This window comes from Bifidobacterium pullorum subsp. saeculare, assembly GCF_016899725.1.
In the GTDB taxonomy this organism is placed as follows: domain Bacteria; phylum Actinomycetota; class Actinomycetes; order Actinomycetales; family Bifidobacteriaceae; genus Bifidobacterium; species Bifidobacterium pullorum_C.
Genome location: NZ_JACLYU010000003.1, coordinates 127,663 through 152,152, shown reverse-complemented (window position 1 = coordinate 152,152; position 24,490 = coordinate 127,663). Strand labels below are relative to the sequence as shown.

Genomic DNA, 24,490 nt, shown 5'->3' with positions numbered 1-24,490 from the left:
CCCCGGGCCGCGGGGCCGGCCCTACATGACGGCGTCCGCCTGGATCACATACACGTTCGAGCGCATGATGCGCGCGTCATCCTTCGAGATCTCGTTCGCGTCGGCCATCTCGCGGATCGTCGCCAGCTCGATGCGCAACGCCTCCATGCGCACCTCGCCGACGGTCTGGCTCGCATGGTCGCTGGAGGTGACGATGGTGTCCATCCGGGCGCGCATCATGCGCAGCGCGCGGCGGTATTCGACCATGAGCCCGCTGATGGTCTCCGCGTTGTACCGGCCGCGCTGCATCTCCTGATGCAGCCGGGCGATCATCTCCGTGTACAGCGGCACCTGCACTTGCTGCAGCGCCTCCGAACGCGTGGCCTCCAGCAGCGGCGCGCGCCGGGCGATGCCCGACCACACGCGCCGCAGCGTCGGCATGAAGTGGCGGCGCATCCCGGCCAGACGGAAGCCCAGACCGCGTCCGGCGCTCTCCTCCACGTCGAGCTTCTGCAACGCCTCCTCCACATGGTCGAGCATCCAATGCGTGGCATCCTCCTCCTCGGCGATGTCCGCGCCATGCTCCAGCCGCTCGTGCAGCTCGCCCAGATGCGCGCGGAGCCATTCGCTCTCCCATTCCAACGTCGTGATGCGCAGATGGTGGCGCTCCCGGAGCTCCTCGTCCGGCACCGCGCGCCGCTGGCGTTCGATGCGGTCGTTGTACGAGCGCATCACCATGCTCACGGCCGAATGGTTCTGCGGACTGTCCATCTCCGCGATCCGGGCGATGGTGCGCCTGAGCATCTCCGTGTTCTTCTTGGCGAACTCGGCGCCGGTGGAGGCCTGCGACTTGGGGGAGAGCAGCGGCAGCGCGATGTTCGTCATAAGCAGCGAGACGATGATGAACCCGGAGACGATGAACAGCAGCGAGCTGCGGATGGGCAGGCCGCTGGCGTCGTCCACCGAATAGGGGATGGTCAGCGCCATGGCCAGCGAGATCGCGCCCTTCGGGCCTCCGAAGGTCATCACCCACACCGAATGCCAGCGGGCGCGGGTCATCGCCCGGCGCAGATGCGTCTTCTCGTCGCGCGTGAACTTGAGCATGATGTAGCACCACACGAAGCGCAGCGCCAGCATGATCGCGGTGAGCATCGCCACCGCGCCCACGAGCAGCCACATGCTCACCTGATGGTGCTCGTAGCTGGCGCGCATCGCGATCGGCAGCTCCACGCCGAGCAGCACGAACACGGAGCCGTTGAGCGTGAAGTCGAGGAACTCCCACACCGAGTTCGACACGAGGTTCGTGCGCGCGATGTCGCCGCCCACGCCGCGGTTCGGGAAGGTGATGACCAGGCCGGCGGCCACGACGGCCAGCAGGCCGGAGACGCCGCAGTGCTCGGCGATCACGTAGGCGCCGAACGGCAGGAAGATCTCCATCATGATGCGGTTGGTGGTGTTCTCCAGCCCACGCCGGCGCATCGCCATCACCAGCCAGTCGAACAGCAGGCCGACGACGGCGCCGATGAGCGTGCCCATCACGAAGTTGAAGATGACGCCCGCCGTGAAGTCGACGGGGGAGAACTCGCCCGACCCGAGCGCCAGCATGGCGGTGGAGAAGCCGACGATGGACACCGGGTCGTTGAGCAGGCTCTCCGACTGCAGGATGGAGCGCTGGCGTTCCGTGAGCTCCACCTGCTCGCCCAGCTGCGCCACCGACACCGCGTCCGTGGGCGAGAGGATGGCGCCCACAGCGAAGGCGATGACCAGCGTGACCGCCGGCCACAGCGCGTGCAGAGCGAAGCCGGCCGTGAACATGGAGACCATGACCAGGCCCACCGCCAGGGACAGCGAGAGCTTGACGTCGCGCGCCAGCACCGCGCGGTTCATGTTGCGCGACTCCATGTAGAACAGCGGCGCGATGAACAGCGCCATGAACAGGTCGGGGTTGAGCTGGATGTTCGGCAGGAACGGCGTGAAATACCAGGCCACTCCCAGCGCGATCTGCACCAGGGGGGTGGAGATCTTGGGCAGGAACTGACTGAGCACGGAGGAGATCAACACGGCGATCAACACCAACAACGCCAGCACCAGGATGTCCATCCCGCCCATGCGCAGCCTTCCTTTTCCCCGCCCCACCGACGGGCGACGCGAGCCACGGCCCCGAGGGGTCCTTCCACCGCCCAATATAGCGGAGCGCATGTTGCGTGCCGTCGATATGCTCGCCGCGATTCGCGGGTCCCCATCGCTGCCCCCGTCCCTCGCCCCGACCGGGCCCGGCCCCGCCCGCAGGGCGGCCAGGATGCCACGCCACGGCGCCAGCTGTCTGGAAAATAACGTATATTCGATTAGGTCACAAACGTGGCCACCCTTCGACGAGCTGAAAGGTGAGCCGTTGTCCTCTTCAGACAATCATCAGGAGATTCCCGTCGTCGGCAGAAGCGTCGTGACGCTCGACGACCTGTCCACGGGCCAGATCCGCGAACTGCTCCACAAGGCCGAGTACATCGACGCCCACCGCCGCGAGGTGGCGCACGCCTGCGACGGGCGCGTCATCGCCACGCTGTTCTACGAGCCGAGCACCCGCACCCGCCTGAGCTTCGAAACCGCCATGCTGCGCCTCGGCGGCCAGGTCATCGGCTTCGCCGGCTCCCAGCTGGCCTCCGTGACCAAGGGCGAGTCCATCGCCGACACCCTCAAGACCGTCTCCAACTACGTGGACGTGGTGGCCATCCGCCATCCGAAGGAAGGCGCCGCGCTCGTCGCGGCCGAGGCCTCCTCGGTGCCGGTCATCAACGCCGGCGACGGCGGCCACATGCACCCCACGCAGACGCTCGCCGACCTGTCCACGATCCAGGCCCGCTTCGGCCGCGTCACCGGGCTGACCGTCGGCCTGTGCGGCGACCTCACCTTCGGCCGCACCGTCCACTCGCTCATCGAAACGCTGTGCCGCTTCGGCGACGTGCGCTTCGTGCTCGTCAGCCCAGACGAGCTCAAATGTCCGCAGTACGTGATCGACCGCATCGAGGCCACCCCCTCCTGCTCCTACGTGGAATGCCGCGACCTGGCCTCCGTGATCGGCGACCTCGACGTGTTGTACATGACCCGCGTGCAGAAGGAACGCTTCTTCAACGAGGACGACTATCTGCGCCTGAGGGACACCTACATCCTCGACGAGTCCAAGCTCGCCGCCGCCAAGCGCGACATGGCCGTGCTCCACCCGCTGCCGCGCGTCAACGAGATCGCCGTCGAAGTGGACGACGACCCGCGCGCCGCCTACTTCGAGCAGGTCAAGCGCGGCATGCTCATGCGCATGGCGCTCGAAAGCTCCGTGATCGGCGACCGCCTGCCCGGCTACGAGCCGCTCGGCGCCGTCGACACGCTCATCGACACCGACCCCGCCAGCAAGGAGGTGCAGGCCTGATGGAGGTCACCAGCGTCCAGAACGGCATCATCATCGACCACGTGCCCGCCGGCACCGCGCTCAAGGTGCTCGAATACCTCAAGATCGACCCGGCGCGCACCAAGCTCGCCCTGATCATGAACACCGACAGCCGCACCTACGGCACGAAGGACATCATCAAGATCGAGGGCACCGTCGACGTCGACCTCGACGTGCTCGGCTTCGTGGCCCGCACGGCCACCGTCGGCATCGTGCGCGACGGCGTGATCGTGGAGAAGCGCTCGCCGCGCCTGCCCGAGCATGTGGTGGACGTCATCACCTGCCGCAACCCCAGGTGCGTGACCACCGTGGAGCGCGGCATCCGCCAGCGCTTCCACCTGGCGCATTCCGAACGCCAGGAATACCGCTGCGACTACTGCGACGAGGAAGCGAAGCTGTGATGATCACATTGCGCAACATCAAGGTGTGGGACACCGACGAGGTCATCGACCTGCGCCTGCCCGCCGACGGGGCCGACCGCGAGATCGATGCCACCGGCCTGATCCTGGCCCCCGGCCTGGAGGATCCGCACGTCCACTTCCGCGACCCCGGCCAGACCTACAAGGAGTCCATGGCCTCCGGGTGCGCCGCGGCCGCGTCCGGCGGCTACACGCATGTGCTCGTGATGCCGAACACCGTGCCCGCGATGGACGGCGCCACCCTGGCCGACCCGTCCGCCCCCGGCGCCAGCGAGGTGCTGGACGCCGGCTACGACAACGTCATCGACTATCTGCAGCATTACGGCGAGGCGCACGGCGTGGACCTGCCGGTGCGCTACGACCTGTGCGTCGCCGCCTCCAAGGGACGCGAGGGCCACGAGGCCTCCGACCCGGCCGACTGGGGCCGCTACGTGCCCGGCGTCGGCGACGAGTCGACTTGGACGGACGCGATGCGGGCGCATCCCGTCACCGCCATGTCCGACGACGGCGCCGCCGTGCCCGAGGCGATCCTCGACCAAGTGCTCGCCAACCTCAAGGCCACCGGGCTGTACCTCATCGAGCACTGCGAGCACCACGACACCGGCGCGGTCAACGAGGGCCCCGTCTCCCGCAAGCTCGGCGTGCCCGGCATCCCCGAGGACACCGAGCTCAAGATCGTGGCGCGCGACATCGCCAAGGCCCGCGAGACCGGCGTGCACATCCATTTCCAGCACGTGAGCACCGCCATCTCCTTCGAGGCGATCCGCCAGGCCAAGGCCGAGGGCCTGCCGATTACTTGCGAGACCGCGCCGCACTACCTGGCGCTGAGCGACGAGGCGCTGCTCGAATACGGCACCCTCGCCAAGATGAACCCGCCGCTGCGCAGCGAGGCGGACCGCCAGGCCACGATCGCGGCCATCGCCGACGGCACCGTCGACCTGTTGGCCACCGACCACGCTCCGCACACGCTCGAGGAGAAGGCCCTCGGCTTCCTCGAGGCGCCCAACGGTATCATCGGCCTGGAATGCGCCTACGGCGTGTGCCACAAGGTGCTCGTCGACGGCGGCCATATCTCCGACCGCAGGCTCATCGAGCTCATGGCCGTCGAGCCGGCGCGCCTCATGGGCCACGAGCCCACTGACGTGGCCGCGCTCGTCGAAGCCTGGTCCGAGCCCGCGCCCACCGGCGCCGACGGGACCCGCGAGCCCGGCCGCAACCGCATGCTCGACCTGACTCGTGCGGGCGACGTGGACGGCGTGGACCTCGTGGTGCTCGACACCGCCCGCGCCTGGACCGTCGACCCGGAGCGCTTCCACTCCAAGGCGCGCAACACCCCGTTCGGCGGCTGGCAGGTCACCGGCATGCCCCTGGCCACCGTCATCGGTGGCAAGGTCGCGTTCAGCCGGCTCTAGGACCGGCCGTCCCGAGGAAAGGACTTTCATGGACCGTCTCATCGAAGCCATCGAGGCGACGCAGAACCCCAGCGTCGTCGGTCTCGACCCCACCGAGGCGCTGGTGCCGCCGCAGGTGGTCGCCTCCTTCGAGGAGGAGGTGCGCGACTCCGTCGAATCCGAGGAGGAGCTGCCCGCCGCCCAGCTGGCCGTCGCCTACTTCGAGTTCAACCGTGCGATCATCGACGCGATCGCCGACCTCGTGCCCGCCGTCAAGCCGCAGAGCGCGATGTACGAGGCGCTCGGCCCCGCCGGCGTGGACGTGTACGCGATGACCTGCGAATACGCGCGCCAGCAGGGCATGTACGTGCTGGCGGACGTCAAGCGCGGCGACATCGGCTCCACCGCCGCCGCCTACGCGCATATGCTCACCGGCGCGCCCGCACCGGCCGGCGGCGCGGCATACGATCCGTGGCATGTGGACGCCGTCACCGTCAACCCCTATCTCGGCACCGACGGCATCACCCCCTTCGTGGACGCCGCCAGCGAGGCGGACAAGGATCTCTTCGTGCTCGTGCGCACCTCCAACCCCTCCTCGAGCGAGCTGCAGATGCTCGACCTGGCGGACGGCGCGAAGGTGTACGAGCATGTCGCCGACCTCGTCGAAGGCTGGGGCGAGGGCACCGTGGGCCGCCACGGCTACTCGCGCGTCGGCGCCGTCGTCGGCGCCACCCATCCCGAGGAGGGCGCCGCCCTGCGCGAGCGCATGCCCCGCACCTTCTTCCTCGTGCCCGGCTACGGCGCCCAGGGCGGCACCGCCGCCGACGTGCGTCGCATGTTCGACCGCGACGGCTCCGGCGCCATCGTCAACTCCTCGCGCGGCATCATCGGCGCGTGGAAGCGCACCGGCCGCTACAGCGAGCGCATGAGCGGCGAGGAGGCCCTCGGCCTCGTCGCCGACGCCGCCAGGGACGCCGCCATCGCGATGCGCGACGACCTGCGCGCCGTCATGTGAGCCCGGCGCCCAGCCACCGCCACCACCAGGAAAGGATGTTCATGCCGACCTACCGACCCACCGCCGCCGTCGTGGACGAGGCCGTGGCCGCGGGCTACTTCCCGCCCCGCCACCCGGCCGAGGTCACCGATGTCGCGCAGCTCGCCCCCGGCGTGGTGCGCCTCGCCTTCCGCGACCCGTACATCGCCGCCCACGCGCGCCCCGCGCAGTTCGTCAACCTGTACAGCGCCGACCCGCTGATGCCGATGCCGCGGCCCTTCGGCGTGTGCGAGGTGGAGGGCGACGTCGTCTCCGTCATCTTCGCCGTCGTGGGCGAGGGCACCGAGGAGTTCTCGCATCTGGCCGCCGGCGACGAGATCCAGGTGCTCGGCCCGCTCGGCCGGCCCTTCGCCCTGAAGCGGCCGGCCCATTACCTGCTGGTCGGCGGTGGCCTTGGCGTGCCCCCGCTCGTCGCCGCCGCGCAGCGGCTGGCCGGCGGGGACGCCTCCCGCGCGACCGCCGTGTTCGGCTATCGCGACGAACGCTTCGCGGACGCCATCGTGGCCCGCTACGCCGACGCGATCGTCTCGATCGACAACGCGCACGGCAACGTCGTCACACTCCTCGACCGCCTGGAGGCGGAAGGCCGGCTCGACGCGCAGGCCAACGGCGGACTGGAACCCGTCGTCCTGGCATGCGGCCCGCTGCCGATGATGAAGGCCGTCGCCTCCTGGAGCGCCGAGCGCGGCCTGGAATGCCAGCTCAGCATGGAGCAGCGCATGGGCTGCGGCTACGGCACCTGCGTGTTGTGCACCATCGACACCGTCGAAGGCCGTCTCAAGGTGTGCTCCGACGGCCCCGTGTTCACCCGCGAGCAGCTTGGATGGGAGTGAGATGACGATGACCGAGAACGCCACCGGCGCGCACATCGACCTGTACGAGGACCACGTCTGGAAGCATCCCACCGTCGTCGCCGGCGTCCCCTGGAAGAATCCGGTCGGCACCGCCTCCGGCACCTTCCAGTACGCCGCCGTCCGCTGGTTCTACGACGTCTCTCAGCTGGGTGCGGTCTGCACCAAGGGCGTCTCGCCCGTGCCATGGGAAGGCAACCCGTCCCCGCGCACCGCGGAGGGTCCCGCCTCCAACATCAACGCCGTCGGCCTGCAGAACCCCGGCGTCGACCACTACCTGGAGGACGACCTGCCCAAGCTCAAGGCCATCGGCGCCACCGTCATCGCCAACGTGGCCGGCCACAGCGACGACGACTACGCCCAGGTCGTCGCCAAGCTCGCCGATTGCGCGGCCGACATGCTCGAGATCAACGTGAGCTGCCCGAACGTCACGCACGGCGGCATGAGCGTGGGCACCGACCCGGTCGCCCTCGCCAAGCTCATCGAACGGCTGCGCCCGATGACCGACAAGCCGATGATCGTCAAGCTCACGCCGAACGTCACCGACATCACCGTGCCGGCGCGCGCCGCCGTCGAGGCCGGCGCCGACGCGCTCAGCCTGATCAACACCATCGTCGGCATGCGCATCGACGTGCGCACCGGCAAGCCGGTCATCGCCAACGTGACCGGCGGCGTCTCCGGCCCCGCCGTGCTGCCCATCGGCCTGGCCCGCGTGTGGCAGGTGCGTACCGCGCTGCCTGACATCCCGATCATCGGCATCGGCGGCATCGACTCCGGCGAGAAGGCGCTCGAATACCTGTACGCCGGCGCCAACGCCGTCGAGGTGGGCGCCGCCGCGCTGTTCGACCCGGTGGCCCCGCTGCGCGTGGCCCGCGAGCTCGACGACCTGCTCGACGAGCGTCCGGAGCTGGCCGCCAGGCTCGCCGCGGGACGCACCTGGCGCTGAGCCGTTTTCCCCCCAACACAAGGCCAAGAAAGGACGAGGACCGCCATGACCGCCAACGAACCGCTCGACATCCGCTTCACCCGCTTCCTGCTCGAATCGCAGGCGCTCAAGTTCGGCGAGTTCACCTTGAAATCCGGGCGCCGTTCGCCGTACTTCATCAACGCCGGCGCCTTCGACGACGGCCGCAAGATCGCCGAGCTCGGCCGCTTCTACGCCGAGAAGATCGCCGCCGAGACGGCCACCGGCACGCTGCCCGCGGACATCGGCACCGTGTTCGGCCCGGCCTACAAAGGCATCCCGCTGGCCGTGAGCACCGCGATCGCGCTGACCGGCGGCCACGGCGTGCAGATCGGCTACACCTTCGACCGCAAGGAGCGCAAGGACCACGGCGACGGCGGCATGATGGTCGGCACCCAGCTGAAGGACGGCATGAAGGTGCTGCTCGTGGACGACGTGATGACCGCCGGCACCGCCGTGCGCGAGGTCGTCCCCAAGCTCAAGGCCGAGGCGGATGTGCAGATCGTCGGCCTCGTGCTCTCCGTCGACCGCATGGAGAAGACCAAGGACTCCGACCTGTCCGCCGTCAAGGCCGTCGAGGAGGAGTTCGGCTTCCCCGTGCTCGCCATCGCCAATGTGCGCGAGATCTTCGAAGCCGGCCGCGCCATCGCCACCGCCGACGGCACCCCGTACGTCACCGACGAGATCGCCGCCGCGGCCGACGCCTACCTGGCTCGGTACGGCGCCTGACCGGATGCGCGACGGCGCCCGGCCCCCACGCCAGGGGACCGGGCGCCGTCGCGCATCCGCCGGGGCGGGCCGTCAGTCGATCAGCGTGTAGCCGTGGGCGGCGACCACCTCGCGCAGCCTGGCGAGGTACGTCTCGGCCGCCGAGGACAGGCGGGCGCGCTCGTTGCCGATCCAGCCGACGAGCATCGTCTCGTCCGAATCGAGTGGCACCGTCACGATCTTCTCGTTGTTGAGGTCGCCGTTGTCGATGCCGGTGCACACCGTGTAGCCGTTGAGGCCGATGATGAAGTTGAGCATCGTGGCCCGGTCCGTCACCGTGATCTGCTTGGGGGAGTAGTCCGGCCACACCGCTTCCTCCGCGAAGTAGAAGCTGCCGTCCTCGCCCTGCTCGTACTGGAGGAACGGGTACGGCTCCAGGTCGTGCATCGTGACGACCTTCTTCGCGGCGAGCGGATTGTTCCGGGAGATGAACACCTGCAGCGAGGCGCGGAACAGCGGATGGAACTCGAGGTGCCGGTTGCGCAGCAGCTTGCCCACCACATCCTTGTTGAAATCCGACAGGTAGAGGATGCCCAGGTCGGAGCGCATGTTCGCCACCGAGTCCACGATGTCGCGCGTGCGGGTCTCGCGCAGCGAGAACTCGTACTCGTCGGAGCGGATGGAGCCGATCATCTCCACGAAGGCCTCCACCGCGAACATGTAGTGCTGCGTGGACACGGTGCACAGCTGCTTGCGCGGCTTCGCGTTCTTGTAGCGCTCCTCGAGCAGGGAGACCTGGTCGAGCACCTGGCGCGCGTAGGTGAGGAACTCCGCCCCGTCCACCGTCAGCGCGATGCCCTGCGAGGAGCGGGTGAAGATCTCGATGCCCAGCTCCTTCTCCAGCTCCTTGACCGACGAGCTCAGCGCCGGCTGCGAGATGTACAGCTCGTGCGAGGCCTCGTTCATCGACCCGCATTCGACGATCTTGACGATGTACTTGAGTTGGAGAAGCGTCATACGCCCCAGCATACCGGCCGCAAAGGCGGCGCGGGGCTACGCGTGAGCCATCTCACACGGCGACGCCGAGGGCCCGCAGTCCCCGGCGCGCGTCCCTCGCGTCGGTGAAGCGGATGCCGTGGATGCCCACCGCCTCGGCGCCCGCCACGTTCCTGGCCGTGTCGTCGAGGAACACGCAGGAGGCCGCGTCGAGGCCGAATCGCCCGAGCGCAAGCTCGTAGATGGCCGCGTCGGGCTTGTGCAGCTTCTCCACGCCGGAGACGACGGTGCCGTCGAGCAGCTCGCCCAGCGCGGGGAACTTGTCGAAGGCGATGTGGATCGTCTCATGCGACCAGTTCGTCAGCCCCCACAGGCCGTAGCCGGCCTCCTTCACGTCACGCATCAGCGCCTCCATGCCAGGCATCATGCGGGGCAGCGCATCGCCGTAATGCGCGATGTAGTAGACGAACACCGAGGCGATCTGGTCGCCCTGCTCGCGCCGCACGTCCGGAAGGATGTCCCTGAGTTCCTCGCCGGCGTCCATCCGGTCCTCGTAGCGGAAGAAACCGCAGGGGTCGTCGTCGGCGCAGATCCGGTCCACCATCTGGTCAGGGAAACGACCTTCGAGACAGGCGCGCACCTGCCAGTCGAGTACCACCCCGCAGAAGTCGAGGATGACGTCGGTGATGCGCGGAGCGTCCGGCACGGCGGCCTGCGCGGCGGGGGAGGGCGTGGTCGGGGCGGCGTCGGTCATGGTCTGGCCTTTCTTTTCGGTGGGTCGGGCATTCGGCGCGGGGCCGGTCAGGAGATGAGGTCGGCGATGGCCTCGGGCAGGGCCCGGGCCACGTCGGAGGCGACGATCGGGTGTCCGAGTGCGGAGAAGGCCGGGCCCTGCTTGGCGCCGAACAACTCCGGCTCCTGCCAGCCGCGCTGCTCCGACTCGGCGGCGATGGCGGCGGCCTCGCCATGCAGGTAGGCTCCGGCCGCGGCGAGGCGCGCGATGGACGCGCCGTCGAACTCCTCCATATCGTCCGCGTTCTGCGCGAGCAGCGCGCCGATTGTGCCGGCCAGTACGTCGCCGGCGCCGGCCGTGCCCAGCCAGGCCGGGGCCGCGCCGCACACCAGCGCCGGCTGGGCGTCGTCGTAGCCGTCCGCGCCCTCGGGGGAGACGACTAGCGTGGCCGCGCCCTTGAGCAGCACCGTCGCGCCGGTGGCGGCCGCCACATACTGCGCGTAGCGCAGCGGCTCGTCCGCCACGTCGGCCGCGTCGACCGGCACGCGTTCCGCCGCCGCATGGGCGCCGTGCGCGTCCGCGGCGTCGGCCTCCAGCAGGTTCACCAGCCGCGCCAGCTCGCCCGCATGCGGCGTGAGCACCACCTGCGGCGGCATCAGCGCCGGCAGCAGGTCCAACGCGCCGGCGTCCACGACGATCGGCGGCATGTCATACGCCTCCTGGCTGCTGTCCGCGCCTTCCGCGCCGTCCTGTGCCTCCGTCAGCGCGTAATGGGCGAGCAGCCGGGCGATGGTCTGGCGCTGCGGGTCGGCGTCCTGCGGGTCGGCGTCGGCGTCCGGCACGCCGGAGCCCACGGCCCACGCCTGCACATGCCCCTTGCCCATCACCGCCTCCGGCAGCGAGGCGAGCACCATGTCCTGCGCCCGCTGCGGGCCTAGGTAACGCACCATGCCGACGTTCGCGCGCGCCGCCGCCGTCGCCGTGAGCACCGCGGCGCCCGGGTAGCGTGCCGATCCGGTGACCAGGCCCACCACGCCGCGCGAATACTTGGCATCGGTCACCCGGGGCAGCCGGATGGCGTCGGCGGCCATGTCGCCGTCCACTGCCACCGCTACCGGGGCGAAGCCGGCCAGGTCGAAGTCGAAGTCCACCAGCACCGTGCGGCCGCAGGCGAACGTCGCCGGCGGCAGCACCGCGCACGGCTTCATCGCGCCCATCATCACCGTCACGTCGGCTGGGATGACCGGGCCGGGCAGCGTGCCGTCGTCTACCCCCACGCCGGAGGGCGTGTCCACCGCGAGCACCAGCGGCAGTCCGCCGGCCGGCTCGCGGTTCGGCAGGGCGGGGCGCTCCGGCGGCGCCACATGCCCCCGCGCGTCCGGGCGCACGCCCAGCAGCGCGGCCATCGTGCCCGCCAGACCGTGCAACGCGCCGCGCGCGCCGATGCCGGTCATCGCGTCGATGACCAGATGCGCGCCCTGCGCCAGCTCCACTGCCGTGCGCAGCCGTTCCCCGGCCTCGCCGGGCGTGAAGCCCGACGGGCATCCGGGGATGCGCGAGGCGGGATCCAGCGCCAGCACCGTGCCGCCGGCGCGCACGAACGCCGCGAACCCGGCCTCGTGCAAGGTCTGGCCCACCGCCACGCAGGTGACGGCCGCCCCTTGGTCGGCGAGCGCCGCCGCCGCGAACAGTCCGTCGCCGCCGTTGTCGTCCGCTCCGGCCAGCAGCACGACGTCGGACTCTTCCAGGTCGATGTCCTCCTCGTCGAGCATGCGGGCGGCCGTGCGGGCCACGGCGCCCGCGGCCATGCGCATGAGCGGCACGCCGCGGTCGAGCAGGGGACGTTCCATCGCGCGCACGTCCTGTGCTCGGTAGGCGGCGTGCAGCAGCGTGCGCGTGCGGGTCTCGCGCGATCCGCGGTCATTGGCGTCCATGGCAGCCCCTTTCGGCTTTGCTTGTACCGGCCTCCACTCTACTCGCGTCCGGGGTGCGCCGCCGGGCCGGCCTGCGCCATGCGTGGCGGGTATGGCGGGCGTGGCTGGCCGGGCATTTGCACGGGGCCTGGCGGCGCCGTACCGTGGAGGTTGGGCCGGCCATGGGGCCGCGACGAGTGAAAGGATGTGCCGATGAAGGCTGCCATCTACAAGGGGATCAAGACCATGGCCTGCGAGGAGCGGCCCGCGCCGGCTGTCACGGAGGCGGACGACGCGATCGTGCGCGTGGTGCGCGCCTGCGTGTGCGGGTCCGACCTGTGGTTCTTCCGCGACGGACGCGAGGCGGACACGCAGACCGGCCACGAGGCGATCGGCGTGGTCGAGCAGGTGGGGGCGGACGTGACCGTCGCCAAGCCCGGTGACTTCGTCATCGTGCCGTTCCCGTACTCCTGCGGGCGGTGCCCGGTGTGCCGGGCCGGTTTCGAGTCGAGCTGCCCGCACGGCGGCTACTTCGGCGACGGCGACGGCATGGGCTGCCAGGCCGAGCATCTGCGCGTGCCGCACGCCGACGGCACGCTGGTGCTGGTGCCCGGCGACGCCACGACGTTCTCCGACGCGCTGCTCGCCGACCTGCTCACCCTGTCCGACGTGATGCCCACCGGCTACCATGCCGCGGCCTCCGCCGAGGTGAAGCCGGGGGACACGGCCGTCGTGTTCGGCGACGGCGCGGTGGGCCTGTGCGCGGTGCTGTCCGCGAAGCTGCGCGGCGCCGGGCGCATCATCGCGATGAGCCGGCATGAGGACCGCGCCGCCCTGGCCCGCGAGTTCGGCGCCACCGACATAGTCCCCGAGCGCGGCGACGAGGCGGTGGCCAAGGTGCTGGACATGACCGGTGGCTACGGGGCGGACGCGGTGCTCGAATGCGTGGGCAGCGCCCAGTCCAACGACACGGCGATGAAGGTCGCCCGCGCCGGTGCCATCGTCGGCCGCGTCGGCCTGCCGCACGGCGTCGAGGCGGACATCCCCGGCCTGTTCTACCGCAACGTGGGCCTGCGCGGCGGCCCGGCCCCGGTGCGCCATTACGACACCACCGCCGACCTGCTGAACCTGGTGCTGAACGGCGAGATCCACCCCGGCCGCGTGTTCACCGCCGAGTTCACGCTCGACGACATCCAGGCCGCCTACGACGCGATGGACCAGCGGCGGACCATCAAGTCGCTGCTGCGCGTGAGCGAGGTCTGAGCCGCCCTGCCCGGTGGCGTCGCGCGACGCCGGCCCGTCCCCACAGGGGCGGGCCGGCGTTGTTGCTACACTGGCCGATTGGATTTTCCCGGCAACGGGCAGCGCAACGGACAGAAGGAGACGGGACAGGCATGGCCATCGAGGCGAAGGGACTGGAGATCCAGATCGGCGCGCGCACGCTGCTCAACCCCACCGACTTCCACGTCTCCAAAGGCGACAAGATCGGCCTGGTCGGGCGCAACGGCGCCGGCAAGACCACGCTCACGCGCGTCATCACCGGCGACATGCTGCCCACCGCGGGCACGGTGCGCGTCTCCGGCAAGCTCGGCTACCTGCCGCAGGACACGCATGCCGCCGACCCGGAGCAGACCGCGCTGGACCGCATGATGAGCGCGCGCGACATCGCCTCCATCATCGCCCGCCTGCGCAAGGCGGAGAAGGAGATGACCGACCCGGACCCGGATGTGATGACCCGGGCGATGAACCGCTACGACAAAGCCATGCAGGACTTCGACAAAGCCGGCGGCTACGCGGCCCAGTCCGAGGCCATCACCATGGCCGCGAGCCTGGGCCTGCCCCAGGAGACGATGCAACAGCAGCTGGGCACCCTCTCCGGCGGCCAGCGCCGGCGCATCGAACTGGCACGCATCCTGTTCTCCGACGCGGACACGCTGATCCTCGACGAGCCCACGAACCACCTGGACGCCGACTCGATCGAATGGCTGCGCGGCTACCTCAAGCGCTACGAGGGCGGGTTCCTGGTCATCTCCCATTCCACGGAGCTGCTCGACGAGGTCGTCAACAAGGTGTGGCACCTGGACGCCCAGCGCGGGCAGATCGACATGTACTCGCTCGGCTGGAAGGCGTACCTGCACCAGCGCGTGGTGGACGAGGAGCGTCGCCGCCGCGAGCGCGAGGTGGCCGAGAAGAAGGCCGAGCGGCTCATGAAGCAGGGCATCCGCCTGCACGCCAAGGCCACGAAGGCCGTGGCCGCGCAGAACATGATGCGCCGTGCCGAGCGGCTCCTGTCGGAGACCAGCGAGGCGCAGAAGGCGGAGAAGGTGGCGGACATCCGCTTCCCGGAGCCGGCCCCCTGCGGGCGCACGCCGATCATGGCCAAGGACATCTCCAAGGCCTACGGCTCGAACATCGTGTTCGCCGGCGTGAACCTGGCCATCGACAAGGGCTCGCGCGTGGTGATCCTGGGCTACAACGGCGCCGGCAAAACCACCACGCTGCGCCTGCTCGCCCACCTGGAGGAGCCGGACACCGGCTCGGTGGAGTATGGGCACGGCTGCAAGATCGGCTACTTCGCCCAGGAGCATGACACGCTTGACCTGGACGCCACGGTGCTCGAGAACCTCACGCATGTGGCCCCCGAGCTCGACAACACGCAGGCGCGGTCCATCCTCGGCTCGTTCCTGTTCTCCGGCGACGACGCGTTCAAGCCGGCGCGCGTGCTCTCCGGCGGCGAGAAGACGCGCCTGGCCCTGGCCACGCTCGTCACCTCCCGCGCCAACGTGCTGCTGCTCGACGAGCCGACCAACAACCTCGACCCGGCCTCGCGCGACGAAATCCTCAAGGCCATCGCCAAATACGAGGGCGCGATCGTGCTCGTCACCCACGACGAAGGCGCCGTCGAGGCCCTGAACCCGGAGCGCGTGCTGCTCATGCCCGACGGCGACGAGGACCTGTGGAATGACTCCTACCTGGAGCTCGTCGCCGAGGAGTAGCCCGGACGCCCCGCCGGACGCCCGCCGCGCGCCGTCCATCCGTTAGAGTGGAACAATGGCAGTGCTGCAGAAACGGTTGGAACAGCGGGCCCTGACGGTGGGGATCGTATGCAACGCGGTCATGGGCGCGGCCGGCATGGCCGTGTACTTCGTCACCGGGCTGCGGGCCATTTTCCTCGACGGCGTGTTCACCGTCATCGCCCTGGTGTCCGGCGTCGTGGCCCTCGCCGTGTCACGGCGCTCCGCCCGCACCACCGACCGGTTCCCCAACGGCTTCTTCGCGCTCGAGCCGCTGTACGCGCTCGTCAAGGCCGTGTTCACGCTCGCCCTGCTGCTGTTCTCCGCGATCGGCGCGACCCGCTCCGCCTGGGAGTACTGGCGGCACGGCACCGGGGAGCCGCTGGAATTCGGCCCGGTGGTCTGGTACGAGCTGGCGATGGTGGCGATCTGCGTGGGCCTCGTATGGTTCTACCATCACGAGAACGCGCGCATCCACCGGGCGAGCACCATGCTGGCGGCGGAGGCACGCACCACACTCGTCGACGGCGTGGTCTCCGGCGGCATCGGCATCGCCGCACTCGCCCTGACCTTCGTGCCGCTCGACTCGCCTGTCGGCTGGCTCAACTACACCGGCGACTTCTTCATCACCGTCGCCCTCGTGGCGATCTCCCTGCGCGAGCCAGTGGGCGTGCTGCGCGACGCGCTCGTCGAACTCGTCGGCGGACGCGTCATCGACGAGGCGACGAACGACCGCATCGCCATGGTCGTGCGGCGGCATCTGCCGGGCGGCACCACACTCGACCACATCCACGTGTTCAAGAAAGGCATGAGCCACACCGTCGACGTCTACCTGGCCTGCCGGGACGACATGGTCAGCGTCACGCATCTCGTCTCGAGCAAGCAGGCGATGGAACGTGTGCTGGCCGAACGGCTCCCGATCGTCGACGTGAACCTCGTCTTTGACTGACGCCGGCGTGGCGGACGGCGGTATCCTGAGACCAGGACGGGAACGCGACGCTCTCGGACATGGGACGTGACGAAGGAGACACATGGCACAGACAGGGGACACGGAGCTCGAGGTCGCCGAGCGGGACGGCGTCCGCATCATCCGCGACGGGGCCGGCATCCTGTTCCTGGGGGATGCGGACGTCATCGACGCGGAACTGTCCGCGCTGGGGCTCCGCGGCTCGCCGATCCCCGCAAGCCAGCTCATGGGCGTCACCGGGCGCCTCTTCCAGGTCGCGGGCCAGGCGGCCGCGGACAGCGGGCGATGGCTCAAGCTCACCGAGGAATCCATGGACAAGATCCAGGAGTTCGGCTTCCGGGGGACGGGCGTGCTGCGGCGGGAGAACGGCCGGATCGCCTACCACCTCACATTCAAGGACCTCAAGGGGGCCAGGGCGCTGGCCAACCCCACGGCGCTGGCCGGCATCGGCGGCATGATGACCCAGTTCGCGCTCGAACAGGCCATCGCCGAGGTCAAGGACTACCTGGAACGGATGGACGCCAAGCTCGACGATCTGCTCCAGGACCAGCAGGACCAGAAGCTGGGGGAGCTGGCCGGAGCCGCCGGCACCCTGGACGAGGCCATAGCCGTGCGCGACCAGGTCGGTACGATCGGAGAGGCCTCCTGGTCCCAGGTTGCGCCCTGCGCGCAGAGCATCAACACGGCCCAGGGATACGCGCTGAATAAGCTCATGACGCTGTCGACGAAACTGGCGGACACCCCGGACGCTTCCCGGATGGAGCAGCTCACCGACCGGGCCCGGAACGACGTGCGTCAGTGGACCTCCATCCTCGCCTATGCCGTCCGGCTGCGGGACGAGCTGCATGTCCTGGAGCTCGACAGGGTGATGGAGGTGGAGCCGCAGACCGTCGAACGGCATCGGGAAGGCATCGTCGTCGAACGGCGAAACCGGATGGAACGCATCCGCGGCGTGCTGGAGGCGCTCGCCGACGGCCTGGAGGACTCGTCGCGCCGGCTGAGCGGACAGAAACTGCTGCATCCCCTTGCCGTCTCCCACGCCCAGACGAACATGGAGGCCATAGCCGGCCATCTGCGTGACTTCGCGCAGTCCCTGGACATCGACCTCGGGCAGACCGAGATCGACAGGGCCCTGCCGTGGAGGAACGTCGCGGGCCGTCTGATCGCCGACGCCGCCGAGCAGGCGGGCGACGCCCTCGGTGAGTTCGGGAGCATGACGGCGAAGGCGGCGGCCGAGGGCGCGGCAAGGGTGCGCGACGGCGTCGGCTCCGCGACCCGCGCCATCTCCCGGAACCGGGACGCGGAGCTGCACCGCCTGTTCGAGGAACATCCCAAGGACGGCCCCAGCGCCGGCTGACATGCCGCCGTTCCGTGGTCTCCGTCCCGCTCGTGCCTACTGTTCGAGCATGGTCCCGTAGCGTTCCCTCGGCCCCCTTCTCCTGCGTTCGTCAGATCGATGTCACTGGCGGGCGGATCGTCGCCACGCGCCCGGGAGCCGAAGAGGGTCACGCGTCTGGCGCCATGCGTCACCGTCACTCAGCTGCCGACTGAATCCGCGCGGCCGTCGCCCCGGCATCATGGATGGTGATGTCCCATGCCGTCCCTTTTCGCGGGACGGTCGGAGATGCAAGGAGGTATCCCCTATGAAGGACCCACATGACAGGACGGTGCTCGTCCCCCGGCTGGTGGCCTCGATCGGTCCGGCCGTCATGGCGCTGGGGGCGTTCCTGCTGCAGAACTACGACTTCTCCCTGCGCGGCGTGGTCCCCTCGGACACCTACGCCTGGGGCGCTGGATACTATCTCGCCTTCGTGGGCGTCGTGGCCGGCTTCGCCGGAGCGATCTGGCTCATCGTCGCCAAGCATCGGGTGAAGGCCGGAAAGGCCTGACCGAACTCGCCCAGGGGTTCTCCATCCGCACTGGACGGAGAACCCCTGGGCGAACTCGACTCTTCGCTGCGTCTCTCACTGTTGCGATTGCACGTCCTGCCTGACCTTGTCCACTTTCTCCGTGAAATCGTCGATCTTCTCCTGGACTCGCTCCTTGTCCTTGGCGAGGATGCGTCCCTTGATGTCCGAATAGAACTTGTAGACGTCGGAGCGGAAATCGGAGATCGACTGATACACGTCCGAGCTTGCCTCGGACCAGCGCTCGTACTCCTCCGAGCTCACGTCCGACCACTGCTGGTAGTCGCCAGCCATGTCGAACCCGGACTTGACCACGCCGTCGTACAGCTCGTTGAAGGCGGTCTTGAGGACGCCGTCGTAGATGCCGTCGAAGATCTCGCTGCCGGCGTCGTCGTAGATGCGGTCGTACATCTCGTCGATGTTGTCATACTTGTCCGCCCAGGGCTTGCCGGAGGAAAGCACGACGTTCGCATAGTCGAGGGCGCGCTCACGCATCGTCACGCCGAGTTCGTCCGTCGTGGACGTCACCTTGGCGTAGAAGGCCTGCACGTCCCCGGTCGCGGCGACGAACTGGTCATAGGTGGAGACCTTCTGCTTGAGCGCCTGAAATTCCTGGTCGAGCGAGTCGATGCCCTGCTTCGTCTCCTGATCGACCTGCGTCTTGAGCTCGTCCAGAGTGGGCAGCTTGCGGTTCTGGACAGGCTTTCCCGTTTCCGTCTTCTGCGACGACTGCGTCGTGGCGCCGCCCGGGGCTCCGCCATCCTGGCCGCAGCCGGCCAGCGTCGCTGTCATCGCGCATGCTGCAATCGCCACAATCGCGGCTGCGGCCCTTCTTCTCGGCGTGGTCATGGGATCCTCCCTTCGTCGGCCCGGACGGGGCAGACAACGTGGTGTGAAGACGCGGCCACCGTTGGCCGTGCCTTCACCCATTATCGGGAACGGGTCCGGGTGCGGATTCAGTCCGCGGCTGAATGACGTCGTCCCGTTGCCGCCGGGACGTCACTCGGAGAGCAATGCCGGCGTCAGTCCCCGGAACAGGAGGCCGGCGACCAGTGCCGAAGTGATGTCGGAGATCGGCTCGGCCAGGAAGACGCCGAGCGTGCCGAGCCCCGCCACATGCGGCAGGACGAGCGCCAATGGCACGAGCAGGATGATCTTGCGGAAGATGGCGAGGAACAGCGACGGCTTGGCCTGGCCCATGCCCACGAAGACGCATTGCACCACGTTCTGGATGCCGAAGATGCCCATGCCGCAGCAGAAGACCGGCAGCATCGCCACCACGATCGAGGCGATCGAGGGGTCCGAGGTGAACAGGGCGGCGAACGGGGCGGGGGCGAGGATGAACGCGGCGGTCATCGCCGAGTTGAGCGCGATCTGCACCACGAACATGCCCCGGTAGGCGCGGCGCACCCGGTCGAAGCGCCTGGCGCCGAAGTTGTAGCCGATGATCGGCTGCACGCCCTGGGTCATGCCGTTGGAGAACACGGTGATGAGCTGCATGAGGCTGGTGATGATCGTCATGGCGCCCACGTAGTCGTCGCCGCCGTAACGCTGCAGACTGGAGTTGAACACCACCTGGATCACGCATTCGGTGAACTGCATGATGAACGGCGAGACGCCGAGCGCCAGCACGGGCAGCAGCACCGGGCTCAGGCGGATGCGCCGAGGCCGCAGCCGCACGGCGCTGCGAGGCGAGCCGAGGAAGGCGAGCACCCACAGGGCGGAGAGCGCCTGCGCGATGACGTTCGCCAACGCCGCGCCGCGCACGCCCATGCCGAACGTGAAGATGAACAGCGGGTCCAGGGCCACGGAGCTCAAGGCGCCGATCAGCGTGGAGGTCATGGCCACGCGCGCCCTGCCCTGCGCGGTGATGAACGGGTTGAGTCCGAGCGCGAACTGCACGAACACCGTGCCGGACAGGTAGATGGTCAGGAAGTCCATGGCGTAGGGGAGCGTCGCCTCGCTGGCGCCGAAGGCCATCAGGATCGGCGCCTTGAAGACCTGCAGCAGCGTCGGCAGGACGATCGCGACGACCAGCAGCGCGGCGACGCTCGCGCCGAGGATGCGCTCGGCCTTCGCCCGGTCGCCGCGCCCCAGTTCGATGGAGGCGAGGGGAGCGCCGCCCATACCGACCAAGGAGGCGAAGGAGGAGACGGCCAGCAGGATCGGGAAGCAGACGCCCACGCCGGTCATCGCCAGATCCCCGACCTGGGGGATATGCGCCAGGAAAAGCCGGTCGACGATGGTGTACAGCGCGTTGCAGGCCTGGGCGATGATGGCCGGCACCGCCAGCGACACGGCGAGACGGCCGACCGGCTTCGTGCCCAGCGGGTCCTGCCGTGCGGGGGCGTTGCCTGCCGTCGTGGCGACGTCGTTGTCTGTGCCGACCATGGTGATGCCTTCCTGCCGTGTCATGCGCGACCCGCGGCCGCCGACGGGTCATCGTATCGCCACGGCTGGGCAGATGGCGGTTTCATACGCTGATGGCTTGCTGGCATGCGGATTTGCTTCCCATGGGTGGCTGGTTCATTCGCTGGCGGCCTTGGTGGCGGCTCAAACCCTGCGGTAGCGGCATGGTGCCATGGAGAACGGGCCATTGCCAGGAGCGAGGTTCGGACTCCTTTCCGCGACCAGACGTCCGCGACACCGAGTCGAACAAGTGTTCGAGTCGCGGGGCGGGATGCGGTATCCTTGTGGGGCACGCAGACGACCGGAGGAACAGAGGACACGCGGCGCTTTCGTGCGATAGGCTGCCAGCGGAGGTGGGCGCCATGGCCAGGGAGATGATCAGGCCGGTGTCGGCGTTGCGTGATGATTTCGCCGACGTCTCGAATACGGTGCATGAAACAGGCCGGCCGGTGTTCCTCACCAAGGATGGCTACGGGGACATGGTGGTGCTCAGTATGGAGGCCTATGAGCGGCTGCGGCTTGATGGCCAGATCTATGCAGCGCTGCTGGAAGCCGAGCACGAGGCCGAATCCACCGACGTACGGTTCTCCCCGCAGGACGCTCTGCGTGAAATGCGGCATGCGCTGGAAGGCGTCGATGAGTGAGCCCTCACCGTCGTCGTGGCGCGTGTCGTCTATGCGCGTCGGGACATCGACAGCATCCTTCGATAACGCCTGTTCGCCGGGGCGGTTCGGACATCACTCCCTCCCATGCCGCTATTGAGAATCGTTCCCTGGCAGGTGATTCGTCGGGCGCTTATTCACGTCGAGACTTTGGCGGCATGGCTGATGTGCCTGTTCCTCTGCGCTCCCCGGATATTGGCTCCAGTTCGGGAACCGGACCTTTCGCACAGCAGTCATTCGCTAGTCACATCCTTGCTTGATGCTGGAACAGTGAACGAGACGTCAGCTGTTGTTACGCAGATAGCGTATGATGATCCAAATCAACCAGAGGCCGCTGGTCAACAACACCAGTATGAAGTCCAGCAGCAATCCGAAGAATCCGCGTTTCTTGTTCGCCATTGTTTTCCTTCCTGAACGGGCTGGACGACATGAATAGGGAACCCCGTGGAGATCCCCGATTTATTCCAGACGATCACCGCATGGAGATAGTCACCGGCTTCAACTCAAACAATCCCGTGGCAGAACTGTATCCTTCGACAGTCGCTATGACATGGATATTCAGCCCCGTACCGAAAGTCTCAGGCGCGTTAGCGGACAGATGCAGGTCGTAGTAATTGACGTCGCTGAAATGGAAATTAGGGCCACCGCTGACGGAACCTGCGTCGCCGCTGAGAATCAGGTAATCGAATCGGGTCTTGTAATTCTCATGGCGTTGCACAGCAGCGGTATATCCATCGAACTCGATGGTCCTACCTGAGTAGGCGCTCGCAAACGAGGCGACCGCGTCTCCGGTCTCAGGACCAGAGAGCAGTGCCGCGAATTCCGGGTTATTCTGGGCGTTGATGACGTTGAGTTTCACGGTGAGCTCCACCATGTCGTCTTGCTTTGTCGCGGATTCCACGGTGTACGAGCCGGGCGCCGCTCCAGACACTGTGGAGGTCTGGTCGTCTGTACCGCCGCTGATATGAACTATCGTTTTGATTCCACTGCCCTCTAGCTCGGCGACGACTTGCTTTGCGTCGCGGCCTGTCAGCGCGTTGACATCCACCTCCGCGGTCTTACTTTGCTGCTCGTTGTTCTCAGCCGGTTGTTTCCCTGTTTTGCTCCCGTCATTCTTGGCGTCGCCCATGTCGGAAGACTTGTCGTTGTCTTCGCGATGATTCACGTCGGTCTGCGATTGCGTTGTCTGCCGGGCATCGTTGGACACGCTCTCATCCTCTCCACTCACCATGGACATGATGAGGCAGAAGACGATGATTGCAACAAGAGCTCCGAAACTCACAGCAACGGCAATGATGGCGTTCCGCCGATCGCCTTTCCGTTCAGTGCGGGACATTGCCTTCTGAGGCTGTTTCAGTGGAATAGGAGCGGCGTTCTTCTGCTCGGTCTTTTCCCTGGCGGAATCCACGGCCTGCTGCATTGTCGATGCTGCGATGCCCATGGCTTTCCTGGACGTGTCCGTCGCCTGATGCGCGAGATGGGATGCGCTCTCCTTTGCCTGGGCCGTCATGTTCTGGACAGCGTCAGACTTGACAAACTCCTGGGCCGATTGCTGCGCCTGCTTGCGAAGCTCATCCAACCCTTTGAGGAAATCGCCCATGATGCGAGACCTTCTTCCTTACTGGTTGACGGGGCGTGCCTCATCGGCACTGCTGATTATTCACGCAGGCCTGCCATGCATCTCCCCGCGAGAGAACTTCCATGCCGCAATCCGTCGGATGCCAGTTGCTTGATTAGTGAATTCTGGCTATCGATGACGTCTTCCCAGTCGGTAAGTAATTTCCCCTGAGTCTCCAGTTGCCGTTTCTGGCTTAGGCTCAGCATCGCCAGCATGATGATTGCACCCCCAACAACCACTGTTGGACCATGCGTCATGAGGATGCTTCGTCCTCTCGTTCCAGACACGCTTAGTTCTTTTCGTGCCGTTCCTGTTGTTGCGAAGGCCGCTTCTTCCGCATCCGAGGAATCCTGCGTTTCGTTACTTTCTATCTCATTGCAGTCATCATCTGACGCTGGTTCCGCCGGCCGCTCGTAGCCCTTCATCGTTGCGCCTTCCAATTCTGTGATATGGCTATTTCTTTACTCGGAAGAATCAATGCAGTCAGTCGGCGACGTCGTAGTAGTCGACGGAGGGCTTCATGGTCGCGGCATCCGTGGAGGAGAAGGCCTCGAAACGCACGCTTTCCCCTCTACGCCAGCTGCTGGTATTGGCATAGGTTTCTTCGACCTTGACTCCCTGGGCGTCGTACAGAGCCAGCAGGATGCCGACGTCCGAGAAGTCATAGTTCGTGGTGTTTTGGATGACCGCCGAATAAGTGAAGCTGCCGTAGCCATCGTCCGTCTTCTCGAACGTGACCCCTGACACAAGACCCCTGATGGCCTCGTCGATCGCGTCGTTCTCGGCGACGTCGGCGCCGTTGACGAGCAATTCGTCCAAGGAATCCTGGTATTGCTCGCCCACCGTCAGACCGTAGTCATCCACGAACTTCTTAAGCAGCTTGGAGCGCTCGTCGTAGATGGAACTCCACTGGCTAGCGAAATCGTCGCTGTTCGGAGAACTGGTCTTCAACAGAGTCATCGTGTCCTCGAGCTTGTTGATGTAGGAGATGACGTCCTCCTGCATCTGGGAGTCCTTGAATCGGGCGTCCTTGAGCGGCTTGTCGTTGTCCAGCTCGGTCTGGACATACAATCTGCGATTCTTGGTCGTCGAGGTGTCCTCGTTCTTTGCGACAAGTTCGTCGATCTTGTCCGAACGTTTCTCGAAGCCTTCGGCGATGACGGACATCGCCGTCTCGTCCGCATACTCAGGCTCATCTGTGGCCTTGTCGCCGCATGCCGACAGGGACAGGGCCATGGCGACGCATGCTGCCAGCGAACAAATCCTTGTCATTCCCTTGCGCATGGTCGTGCATCCTTCCCGCCCCGGCTCGTCCAGGGCCTTGCGTGAGTCCTTCCCAGCCTTCTCCGGCTGCGCTGGATTTCCATTGTCGGGGACGGAACTGGCCTGCGATTCAGTAGCCGACTGAATGCTTTCCCTTACGCCTTCGGTATGTTGGAGTGCTGTATGCTGCGCGGAAAGCCCGC

The 24,490-nt window shown here is 67.5% G+C and carries 22 protein-coding genes; 13 read left to right on the top strand and 9 right to left on the bottom strand.

Features of this window, described 5'->3' with window-relative positions; all coding sequences use genetic code 11:
• Positions 1–21: 21 nt before the first annotated feature.
• Positions 22–2,088: a cation:proton antiporter gene (locus tag H7U32_RS03255; RefSeq protein WP_204468019.1), complete on the bottom strand. Its 2,067-nt coding sequence runs from the start codon at positions 2,086–2,088 to the stop codon at positions 22–24.
• A 268-nt stretch (positions 2,089–2,356) separates the two neighbouring features.
• Here H7U32_RS03255 and pyrB point away from each other — a divergent pair, with 268 nt between their 5' ends.
• From pyrB to pyrE, 7 genes are read left to right on the top strand one after another with little or no spacing between them, the layout of a single operon-like run.
• Positions 2,357–3,400, top strand: coding sequence for an aspartate carbamoyltransferase (pyrB, locus tag H7U32_RS03250; RefSeq protein ID WP_239457468.1), 1,044 nt, complete (start codon positions 2,357–2,359; stop codon positions 3,398–3,400).
• Complete coding sequence (locus H7U32_RS03245) at positions 3,400–3,819, top strand: aspartate carbamoyltransferase regulatory subunit (RefSeq protein ID WP_204468017.1); 420 nt, start codon at positions 3,400–3,402, stop codon at positions 3,817–3,819. Before pyrB ends, H7U32_RS03245 begins: the two co-directional genes overlap by 1 nt.
• A complete protein-coding gene (locus tag H7U32_RS03240) occupies positions 3,816–5,249 on the top strand; it encodes a dihydroorotase (protein ID WP_204468015.1) in 1,434 nt (477 codons plus the stop codon). Before H7U32_RS03245 ends, H7U32_RS03240 begins: the two co-directional genes overlap by 4 nt.
• A gap of 28 nt (positions 5,250–5,277) precedes the next feature.
• Positions 5,278–6,243, top strand: coding sequence for an orotidine-5'-phosphate decarboxylase (gene pyrF, locus H7U32_RS03235; protein ID WP_204468013.1), 966 nt, complete (start codon positions 5,278–5,280; stop codon positions 6,241–6,243).
• Between the two features lie 41 nt (positions 6,244–6,284).
• Complete coding sequence (locus tag H7U32_RS03230; RefSeq protein WP_204468011.1) at positions 6,285–7,115, top strand: dihydroorotate dehydrogenase electron transfer subunit; 831 nt, start codon at positions 6,285–6,287, stop codon at positions 7,113–7,115.
• Between the two features lies 1 nt (position 7,116).
• Positions 7,117–8,079 carry a dihydroorotate dehydrogenase gene (locus H7U32_RS03225; RefSeq protein WP_204468010.1) on the top strand — a complete coding sequence of 321 codons (963 nt, stop codon included), beginning with the start codon at positions 7,117–7,119 and terminating at the stop codon, positions 8,077–8,079.
• Positions 8,080–8,124: 45 nt separating this feature from the next.
• Complete coding sequence (pyrE, locus tag H7U32_RS03220; RefSeq protein WP_204468008.1) at positions 8,125–8,826, top strand: orotate phosphoribosyltransferase; 702 nt, start codon at positions 8,125–8,127, stop codon at positions 8,824–8,826.
• A 72-nt stretch (positions 8,827–8,898) separates the two neighbouring features.
• Here the strand turns inward: pyrE and H7U32_RS03215 are convergent, their stop codons facing one another.
• From H7U32_RS03215 to H7U32_RS03205, 3 genes are read right to left on the bottom strand one after another with little or no spacing between them, the layout of a single operon-like run.
• Positions 8,899–9,822 carry a LysR family transcriptional regulator gene (locus tag H7U32_RS03215; RefSeq protein ID WP_204468007.1) on the bottom strand — a complete coding sequence of 308 codons (924 nt, stop codon included), beginning with the start codon at positions 9,820–9,822 and terminating at the stop codon, positions 8,899–8,901.
• A gap of 52 nt (positions 9,823–9,874) precedes the next feature.
• Entirely contained in the window at positions 9,875–10,555 is a 681-nt protein-coding gene (locus H7U32_RS03210; RefSeq protein ID WP_239457452.1) for an HAD family hydrolase, read from the bottom strand.
• Positions 10,556–10,602: 47 nt separating this feature from the next.
• Positions 10,603–12,468, bottom strand: a complete 1,866-nt coding sequence (locus H7U32_RS03205) for a bifunctional ADP-dependent NAD(P)H-hydrate dehydratase/NAD(P)H-hydrate epimerase (RefSeq protein ID WP_204468005.1) — start codon at positions 12,466–12,468, stop codon at positions 10,603–10,605.
• A gap of 192 nt (positions 12,469–12,660) precedes the next feature.
• On the opposite strand from H7U32_RS03205, the gene H7U32_RS03200 reads away from it, so the two are divergent.
• The 5 genes from H7U32_RS03200 (at position 12,661) to H7U32_RS03180 (ending at position 18,317) form a co-directional block, all read left to right on the top strand.
• Positions 12,661–13,710 carry a zinc-binding dehydrogenase gene (locus H7U32_RS03200; protein WP_204468003.1) on the top strand — a complete coding sequence of 350 codons (1,050 nt, stop codon included), beginning with the start codon at positions 12,661–12,663 and terminating at the stop codon, positions 13,708–13,710.
• 131 nt (positions 13,711–13,841) lie between these two features.
• Positions 13,842–15,443, top strand: coding sequence for an ABC-F family ATP-binding cassette domain-containing protein (locus H7U32_RS03195; RefSeq protein WP_204468001.1), 1,602 nt, complete (start codon positions 13,842–13,844; stop codon positions 15,441–15,443).
• Between the two features lie 55 nt (positions 15,444–15,498).
• Positions 15,499–16,410 (top strand): cation transporter, encoded by a 912-nt coding sequence (locus H7U32_RS03190; protein ID WP_204468000.1) that lies wholly within the window; start codon positions 15,499–15,501, stop codon positions 16,408–16,410.
• 82 nt (positions 16,411–16,492) lie between these two features.
• Positions 16,493–17,785, top strand: coding sequence for a hypothetical protein (locus tag H7U32_RS03185; protein ID WP_204467998.1), 1,293 nt, complete (start codon positions 16,493–16,495; stop codon positions 17,783–17,785).
• A gap of 286 nt (positions 17,786–18,071) precedes the next feature.
• A complete protein-coding gene (locus tag H7U32_RS03180; RefSeq protein WP_204467996.1) occupies positions 18,072–18,317 on the top strand; it encodes a hypothetical protein in 246 nt (81 codons plus the stop codon).
• A gap of 75 nt (positions 18,318–18,392) precedes the next feature.
• On the opposite strand, the gene H7U32_RS03175 is transcribed toward H7U32_RS03180, so the two are convergent.
• Entirely contained in the window at positions 18,393–19,184 is a 792-nt protein-coding gene (locus H7U32_RS03175; protein ID WP_204467995.1) for a hypothetical protein, read from the bottom strand.
• A 150-nt stretch (positions 19,185–19,334) separates the two neighbouring features.
• On the bottom strand, positions 19,335–20,726 hold the full coding sequence (locus tag H7U32_RS03170; protein WP_204467993.1) for an MATE family efflux transporter: 1,392 nt from the start codon (positions 20,724–20,726) through the stop codon (positions 19,335–19,337).
• 380 nt (positions 20,727–21,106) lie between these two features.
• Between H7U32_RS03170 and H7U32_RS03165 the strand changes: the two genes are divergently transcribed.
• Entirely contained in the window at positions 21,107–21,388 is a 282-nt protein-coding gene (locus H7U32_RS03165; protein ID WP_204467991.1) for a type II toxin-antitoxin system Phd/YefM family antitoxin, read from the top strand.
• 490 nt (positions 21,389–21,878) lie between these two features.
• Here the strand turns inward: H7U32_RS03165 and H7U32_RS03160 are convergent, their stop codons facing one another.
• The 3 genes from H7U32_RS03160 to H7U32_RS03150 are packed head-to-tail and all read right to left on the bottom strand — an operon-like array spanning position 21,879 to position 24,260.
• On the bottom strand, positions 21,879–23,006 hold the full coding sequence (locus H7U32_RS03160) for a DUF4839 domain-containing protein (RefSeq protein WP_204467989.1): 1,128 nt from the start codon (positions 23,004–23,006) through the stop codon (positions 21,879–21,881).
• 56 nt (positions 23,007–23,062) lie between these two features.
• Positions 23,063–23,449 carry a hypothetical protein gene (locus tag H7U32_RS03155; protein WP_204467987.1) on the bottom strand — a complete coding sequence of 129 codons (387 nt, stop codon included), beginning with the start codon at positions 23,447–23,449 and terminating at the stop codon, positions 23,063–23,065.
• A gap of 58 nt (positions 23,450–23,507) precedes the next feature.
• A complete protein-coding gene (locus H7U32_RS03150) occupies positions 23,508–24,260 on the bottom strand; it encodes an FxLYD domain-containing protein (protein WP_239457451.1) in 753 nt (250 codons plus the stop codon).
• Positions 24,261–24,490: the final 230 nt, after the last annotated feature.